Source organism: Paracoccus sp. (in: a-proteobacteria) (assembly GCF_035556475.1).
Taxonomy (GTDB): domain Bacteria; phylum Pseudomonadota; class Alphaproteobacteria; order Rhodobacterales; family Rhodobacteraceae; genus Paracoccus.
Window position 1 is genome coordinate 1 of the sequence record NZ_DATMFA010000135.1, and the last position, 1,897, is coordinate 1,897.

Below are 1,897 nucleotides of genomic sequence, written 5' to 3' on the forward strand. Positions count from 1 at the left end.
AATATTCCGCTGCTCTCCAGCGCGATGGATACGGTCACCGAAAGCCGCATGGCGATTGCCATGGCTCAGGCGGGCGGGATCGGCGTGATCCACCGCAACCTGACCGCCGAGCAGCAGGCCGACGAGGTCCGCCGCGTGAAGCGTTTCGAATCCGGCATCGTCTATGATCCGATCACGCTGCGCCCCGATCAGACCATCGCCGACGCGAAGGCTCTGCAGGACCGCTACAACGTGACCGGCTTCCCGGTGGTGGACGAGGCGGGCCGCGTGGTCGGCATCATCACCAACCGTGACATGCGCTTTGCCAGCGACGACCGCACCCCGGTCCGCACGGTGATGACGAACGACAACCTCGCCATCCTGCACGAGCCGGCCGACCGGGCCGAGGCGATCAGCCTGATGAAGGCCCGCCGGATCGAGAAGCTGCTGATCACCAATCGCGAGGGCAAGCTGACCGGCCTGCTGACGCTGAAGGATACCGAACAGTCGGTCCTGAACCCGCTGGCCTGCAAGGACGATCTGGGACGCCTGCGCGTCGCCGCCGCCTCGACCGTCGGCGACGAGGGATATGATCGCAGCCTCGCGCTGGTCGATGCCGGCGTCGACATGGTGGTGATCGACACCGCGCATGGCCATTCCGAGGGCGTGGCCAAGGCCGTGGCCCGCATCAAGGCGCATTCGAACGAGGTGCAGGTCGTCGCCGGAAACGTCGCGACCGCCAGCGCCGCGCGCGCGCTGATCGACGCGGGCGCCGATGCGATCAAGGTGGGGATCGGCCCCGGTTCGATCTGCACCACCCGCATCGTCGCGGGCGTGGGCGTGCCGCAGCTGACGGCGATCATGGACGCGGTTTCGGGTGCGGGCGATATCCCGGTGATCGCCGATGGCGGGATCAAGTTCTCGGGCGATTTCGCCAAGGCCATCGCCGCCGGCGCAAGCTGCGCGATGGTCGGCTCGGCCATTGCCGGCACCGATGAAAGCCCCGGAGAGGTGATCCTCTATCAGGGCCGTTCGTTCAAATCCTATCGCGGCATGGGCAGCCTTGGCGCCATGGCCCGCGGCTCGGCCGACCGCTACTTCCAGAAGGATGCGGCCTCGGACAAGCTGGTGCCCGAAGGGATCGAGGGGCAGGTGCCCTATAAGGGTTCCGCCGCCGCCGTGATCCACCAGCTGGTCGGCGGCCTCCGCGCCGCCATGGGCTATACCGGCAACGCCACCGTGGCAGAGATGCGGGGCGGCTGCGAGTTCGTGCGCATCACCGGCGCGGGCCTCAAGGAAAGCCACGTCCATGACGTGCAGATCACCCGAGAAAGCCCGAACTACCGGCTGGGCTGATTATCTAGGGGCGGCTTTGGCCGCCCCTTTTTCGCTTGCGGGCGAAACCAAGTCTTAACACCTTGCCGTTATCGCTGACCCGAACCGTCCGCTTTCGGGATTGCGATGGCACTGCTGCTTCGGCTGCTGATCCTGCTGCTTCTGACGTCCGGCAGGCTCCATGCCCTGCCGGCGGCCGAGGTCTGCGAATGGGCTGCCCTCAAGGCCGCGGAGGAGGCGGGCATCCCGCCCGAGATCCTTGGCGCCCTGACCCTGACCGAGACCGGCCGCCGCCTCGACGGCGTGGTCCGCCCCTGGGCCTGGAGCGCGAATGCCGAGGGCGAGGGGACGTGGTTCGACGACCCCGAAAGCGCCGTGGCCTTTGCCGAGGATAGGGTGGCGGCGGGGCGGCCGAACATCGACATCGGTTGCTTCCAGATCAACTATCGCTGGCATGGCGAGAATTTCCGGTCAGTCGCCCAGATGTTCGACCCGCTGGAAAACGCCAGATACGCGGCGCGCTTCGTCCGGCAACTGCATGACGAGCTGGGCGACTGGCGGCGCGCGGCGGGCGCGTTCCATT

Annotated in this window: 1 protein-coding gene and 1 pseudogene; both read left to right on the forward strand. The window is 67.3% G+C overall.

Annotation, left to right across the window (positions count from 1 at the left end):
* Positions 1 to 1,335: IMP dehydrogenase (guaB, locus tag VNQ78_RS18855; RefSeq protein WP_325692698.1), on the forward strand; the 1,335-nt coding region annotated here is incomplete at its 5' end.
* Positions 1,336 to 1,440: 105 nt separating this feature from the next.
* Positions 1,441 to 1,897 (forward strand): annotated as a pseudogene (locus VNQ78_RS18860) (hypothetical protein); the annotation flags it as partial.